Raw genomic sequence first — 5,866 nt, forward strand, 5'->3', positions numbered from 1 at the left:
AGGATGTTCATCATCGGCACGGGCAGGATGTGCGCGTTGGGCCCGCCGAGGTAGCGGAACAGCGGCAACTCGGCCGAATCGGCGGCCGCCTTGGCGACCGCCAGTGAGACGCCCAGGATCGCGTTGCCGCCCAGTCGGGACTTGTCGGGAGTGCCGTCGAGGTCCACCAGCGCCTGGTCCACCAGTCGCTGGTCGTCGGCGTTGAGCCCGATCACCGCCGGACCGATCTCGTCCAGCACGGCCTGCACGGCCTTCTGGACGCCCTTGCCGCCGTAGCGATCGCCGCCATCGCGGAGCTCGACGGCCTCGTGCTCCCCGGTCGACGCGCCGGACGGCACCGCTGCGCGGGCGAACGTTCCGTCGATCAGAGCCACCTCGACCTCGACCGTCGGGTTGCCGCGGGAGTCGAGGATCTCGCGGGCCCCGACCTGCTCGATAATCGGCACTGGGTTCTCCTTGCGTCGTAAAGCGTCGGTCAGCGATACATCCTGCTACAGCGGGTGACCCGCCGCATAGGCGGTCGCCCAGTCCCGCACCGCCCGCGCGTAAACGCCGGAGTTGTTGTAGGCCCGCAGCGCGGTGATCCATCCGCGCGGGGTCCCGAGATCCTTTCCACGCCAACACAGGTAGCCCGCCGCCGCCAGCGCCGCATCGTCGATGTTGTCCGGGCTGACCCGGCCGTCGTTGTGGGCGTCCACCCCGTACAGCCGCCATGTCTCCGGAATGAACTGCATCGGCCCCATCGCGCGCACCACCCCCGCCTGGCCGTCGGCGCCCTCCTCGTCGACGATGCGCAGGGTGCCCCCGCTGCCGTCGAGCCGAACGCCGCGAATGGGCGGACTCACATCCCCGTTCGGTGACAGCGTCGCCCCCCGGTAGGTGCCGTGGTGGCTCTCGACCTGCCCGATGCCCGCCAGCGTGGTCCAGGCGATGTGGCACTTCGGGTTCTCGACCTCGGCGACCCGGGCGGCGTACGCGTAGGCCTCCAGCGCGATGACCGGAATCTCCAATGCCGCCGACCGTTGCTCGGCCCACTGGCGTAATTGATCCGCGGGCCGACCGCTGACGTGAGTGTCCACCGGCGGCACCGGATCCCCGACCGGCGGCGGGACGCCTTCGGGGATGAACAGGCTGAGCTGCCAGGTGCAGCTGGACGCGAGAAGCATGGCGGTCGCGCCGATCACGGCGGCCGCACGCAACCAACGCCTCGGCGACACCATGCCCTTCTAAGCTCCCCTACTACTTCCCGGTACGAACTCCGGCCACGACCATCGTCCCACGGGTTTCGGGGCGAGCCGGTCGATTCCGGTTCCGAGCGCGCCGTCACCGCGCCCGAGTGTGCCTCGGCGGGCGTTAGCTGCCGGCAATTGTGGCTAGCAAACTCCGGACAACACCGATGGACTGGATTCGCACCTCACCCGCAACATTACCCGGCGGGCGACGACATGAGCGGCAAACTACGCGCTCATCGCTGTTCCGCACATTGGCCCAGCTCCGGATCGCATCTCTATTTGCGGCCCCGGCGCTTCTTGGAGCCCCCGCCGGAGGCCTTGGAGGCGGCGTCGTACGGCTGTTCCGCGGCCAGCGGCTCGCCGGCCGCGTCCTCGGCGGGCGATTCACCGGAAGGCCAGTGCGTGCGCCACTCCTCCTCGGCGATCTCGCCCAGCTGGGCCACATCGAGCTCGACGGGAACGTCGTCGCCGCGGCGCGCGGCCGCGATCGCCCTCTCCACGCCGCGGACCGTGTCCACGAACTCCAAAACCGCCGCGCGAAGGGCGCTTTCCGCATCGACGTCGGCCGACACGGAGACCGAGGTCATCTCGACCGGAATGAGGTCGGCGGGCAGACCCGCCTTCTCGGCGCGCTGAATCACCTTCTGCGCCAGAGCCAGTGCCGGTTGACCGGTGTGGACGTCGTCCATCACCGAGTTTCGCGTCTTTTCGGCGGCCTTGCGCTCTTCCCATTGCGCCAACTGTTCCTCAAGCGAAATCGATTGCCCGGCAAGGACTCCGGGGACGCGATTGCCCAGCTTACGCATCAAGGTGGCCGCGACATCGTCGATGGTGAACGCAGACTGCGGCGCGTCCTCGGCGATGCGGGCGTGGAAGAGAACCTGCAACAACACGTCGCCGAGCTCTTCGCGCAGTTGGTCGGCGTTGCCGCTGCGCACGGCGTCCAGCAGCTCGTAGGTCTCCTCGAGCAGGAACCTGCGCAACGAGTCGTGGGTCTGCTCGCTTTCCCACGGCCCCGCGGTGCGCAACATGTCCATCAACGCCACGGCGTCGACCAGGCGCTCGCCGCGCGGGCTGTCCGGCGCCGAGATCAGCCGGGCCCCGGCCGCCAGCCGGGCGGCCACGGCGGGGTGGTCGGGATCGGAGGAGAGCAACACCGGGGCTGGAGCATCGGGGTCGCCGGAGTGCACCGGCCGCGCGGCCGGCAGCGACCAGGGCACCGCGACCGGCATCTCCTCGGTGTATTGCACCTCACCGGCGAGGTGTTCGATGGCCTCGACCGGCACCAGCGACGGGCGGCGGGGGTCGAACAAGACGACGATCATCGCGCTTGTCGCTCCTCCCCCGACGTTCGTGCCGGCTGTGAACCCGTTATACCAATCTCTATCTGTGGTTTTCCCTGCAGTGCCGTCACCAGGTTGGCCACCATCTGCAGCAGTTCGACGTCGCGCATGCGCGGCGCGCCGGCCCCGCCCGCCCGCGGAATGGGCACCTGGACCGTGGACGTGGTGGCGCGGTAGTGCGCCGTCGGGTACATCCGCTTGAGCCGCACCTGCGCCGAATCCAGCAGCGCCACCGGCGAAAGCCGCACGGTCGCCGCCGACGGGGCCGACACCTCGGTGATGCCGGCGTCCCGGCACAGCAGCCGCAACCTCGCCACGGCGATCAGTCGCTCGGCGGGCTCGGGCAGCGCCCCGTAACGGTCGACGAGCTCGTCCACGACGGCGGCGACGGCGTCGTCGTCCGAAGCGGCGGCCAGCCGCCGGTAGCCCTCCAGCCGGAGGCGGTCGCTGGCGATGTAGTCCGGCGGCAGGTGCGCATCCACCGGCAGATCGATCCGCACGTCCTTGGGCTCCTCGGGCGTGGTGACCGTCTGGCCGTCCGCCGCCGCCCGGTACGCCTCGACGGCCTCCCCCACCAACCGCACATACAGGTCGAACCCGACGCCGGCCACGTGCCCGGACTGCTCGACGCCCAACACGTTGCCGGCGCCGCGGATCTCGAGGTCCTTCAGCGCGACCGCCATGCCCGCGCCCAGCTCGTTGTTCTGCGCGATGGTCGCCAGCCGGTCGTAGGCCGCCTCGGTCAGCGGCACGTGCGGCGGATAGAGGAAGTAGGCGTAGCCGCGCTCGCGGCTGCGGCCTACCCGGCCGCGCAACTGGTGCAGCTGGGACAGGCCGAAGGTGTCAGCGCGCTCGACGATCAGGGTGTTGGCGTTGGAGATGTCCAGCCCGGTCTCCACGATCGTGGTGCACACCAGGATGTCGTATTCGCGGTTCCAGAATCCCTGCACGGTGCGTTCGAGCCGCTCCTCGGGCATCTGGCCGTGCGCGACGACGACCCGCGCCTCGGGCACCAGCTCGCGCACCCGGGCCGCGGCCCGGTCGATGGAGCTGACCCGGTTGTGCACGTAGAACGCCTGGCCGTCGCGCAGCAGCTCGCGCCGCAAGGCGGCCGCGACCTGCTTGTCGTCGTGCGGGCCGACGTAGGTCAGCACCGGGTAACGCTCCTCGGGCGGGGTCAGGATGGTCGACATTTCGCGGATGCCGGCCAGGCTCATCTCCAGGGTGCGGGGGATCGGGGTGGCGCTCATGGTCAGCACGTCGACGTGGGTGCGCAGCGACTTGATGTGCTCCTTGTGCTCGACCCCGAACCGCTGCTCCTCGTCGACGACGACCAGGCCCAGGTCCTTCCAGCGCACGCCGGTCTGCAGCAGCCGGTGGGTGCCGATCACGATGTCGACGGTCCCGTCGGCCAGGCCGTCGATCACGGCGCGGGACTCGGCGGTGTCGGTGAACCGGGACAGCCCCTTGACGGTGATCGGGAAATCCGTCATCCGCTCGCTGAACGTCTGCAGGTGCTGGTCGGCGAGCAGGGTGGTGGGCACCAGCACGGCGACCTGCTTGCTGTCCTGGACCGCCTTGAACGCCGCCCGCACCGCGATCTCGGTCTTGCCGTAGCCGACGTCGCCGCAGACCACGCGGTCCATCGGCACCGGCTTCTCCATGTCGGCCTTGACCTCTTGGATCGCCGTGAGCTGGTCGACGGTCTCGGTGAAGCCGAACGCGTCTTCCATCTCGGCCTGCCAGGGGGTGTCCGGCCCGAACGCGTGCCCGGGGCTGGACTGCCTTTTGGCGTACAGCGACACCAGCTCGCCGGCGATCTCCCGCACCGCGCGGCGCGCCTTGGTCTTGGTGTTGGCCCAGTCGCTGCCGCCGAGCCTGCTCAGCGCCGGCGCCTGCCCGCCGACGTACCGGGACAGCTGGTCCAAGGAGTCCATCGGGACGTACAGCTTGTCGGTGTTCCTAGCGCCGCCACCCCGGTTCTTACTCGACGCGTACTCGAGGACCAGGTACTCGCGGCGGGCGCCGCCGACTGTGCGCTCGACCATCTCCACGAACCGCCCGATGCCGTGCTGGTCGTGCACCACGAGATCGCCGGCCGTCAGCGCGAGCGGGTCGACGGTGTTGCGCCGCTTGGCCGCCAGCCGCTTGCCCTCGGCGGTCGTGGCCCGGTTGCCGGTCAGGTCCGTCTCGGTGATGATCACCAGGTTCGCGCCGGGAATCACCAGGCCGTCGTGCAGCGGGCCCTTGAGCACGCCGACCACCCCGGGCCTTGGCGTCGCGCCCGGTTCCAGCATGGCGGCGGGGGTGTCGGACTCGGCGAGCCGCTCGACGACCCGATGCGCGGTCCCGGTGCCGGGCGCGACGACCGCGGCGTGCCCGCCGGTGGCGACGTGGGCGCGCAGCATCGCGAAGATGCCGTCGATATCGTGCTGATGCCCGCGGGCCGACGGCGCCGTGCGGACATCCAGCTCCACGGCCGACTCGTCGGAGAGCTGGCTCAGCGTCCACCACGGGTGGCCGGCGCGGGCCGCCGCGGCCCGCACGTCGTCCAGTTCGGCGAACCCCGATCCGCCGAACTGCGCGACGTCGACAGGTGCGTCGGTGCCGAGCGCAGCGACGGACCACGACGCCTCGAGGAATTCGCTGCCAGTCTTGATCAGGTCGGCGGCCCGGGTGCGCACCTTTTCGGGGTCACACAGCAGCACGGGTGTGCCGGCAGCCAGTTGGTCGGTCAGCAGCACGTGTGCCCCATTTTCTGCGGGCTGCAGCACCGAGCGCAGCGCCTCCATGCCGTCGACAGCGATGCCCTCGGCCAACTTGGCCAGCATGTCGGTGACGCTGCCGGTGATGGCGGGCTCGGGCCCGGAGTGGCGGGCGGCAAGGGCGGCGGCCCGTTCCCGCACGTCGTCGCTCAATAACAGCTCGCGGCACGCCACCGCGATGACCGTGTCGACGTCGATCTCCGGAATGGAGCGCTGATCGGCGACCGAGAACATCCGCATCTCGCTGACCTCGTCGCCCCAGAACTCGACACGCACCGGGTGTTCGGCAGTCGGCGGGAAGACGTCGAGGATGCCGCCGCGCACGGCGAACTCACCGCGCCGGCCGACCATGTCCACCCGGGTATAGGCCAGTTCGACCAGCCGGGCGATGACGTCCTCGAAGGCGATCTCCCGGCCGACGCCGAGGGTGACCGGCTCCACGTCGCCCAGGCGCGGCGTCATCGGCTGCAGCAGCGAACGCACCGCCGTCACCACCACTTGCAGCGGCGGGCCCAGGCGCGAGTCG

General features: G+C 70.3%; 3 protein-coding genes and 1 pseudogene. All 4 read right to left on the minus strand.

Annotated features, from left to right (window positions below):
- Window positions 1-446: pseudogene (locus VMD50_RS18820) on the minus strand (phosphopyruvate hydratase); the annotation flags it as partial.
- 45 nt (window positions 447-491) lie between these two features.
- The gene (locus VMD50_RS18825) at window positions 492-1,217 is read right to left on the minus strand and encodes a lytic transglycosylase domain-containing protein (protein ID WP_325429522.1); all 726 of its coding nucleotides are present in this window, start codon (window positions 1,215-1,217) and stop codon (window positions 492-494) included.
- Window positions 1,218-1,507: 290 nt separating this feature from the next.
- Complete coding sequence (locus VMD50_RS18830) at window positions 1,508-2,557, minus strand: nucleoside triphosphate pyrophosphohydrolase (protein WP_325429518.1); 1,050 nt, start codon at window positions 2,555-2,557, stop codon at window positions 1,508-1,510.
- A partial coding sequence (gene mfd / locus VMD50_RS18835) for a transcription-repair coupling factor (protein WP_325429520.1) occupies window positions 2,554-5,866 on the minus strand: 3,313 nt, incomplete at its 5' end. The genes mfd and VMD50_RS18830, both read right to left, overlap by 4 nt.

The sequence above is a fragment of the Mycobacterium sp. genome, assembly GCF_035506235.1.
Lineage (GTDB): Bacteria > Actinomycetota > Actinomycetes > Mycobacteriales > Mycobacteriaceae > Mycobacterium.

Bases quoted from the DNA above. Each gene is read 5' to 3' on its own strand.
- VMD50_RS18830 (WP_325429518.1), bottom strand. From the start codon at position 2,557: ATGATCGTCGTCTTGTTCGACCCCCGCCGCCCGTCGCTGGTGCCGGTC.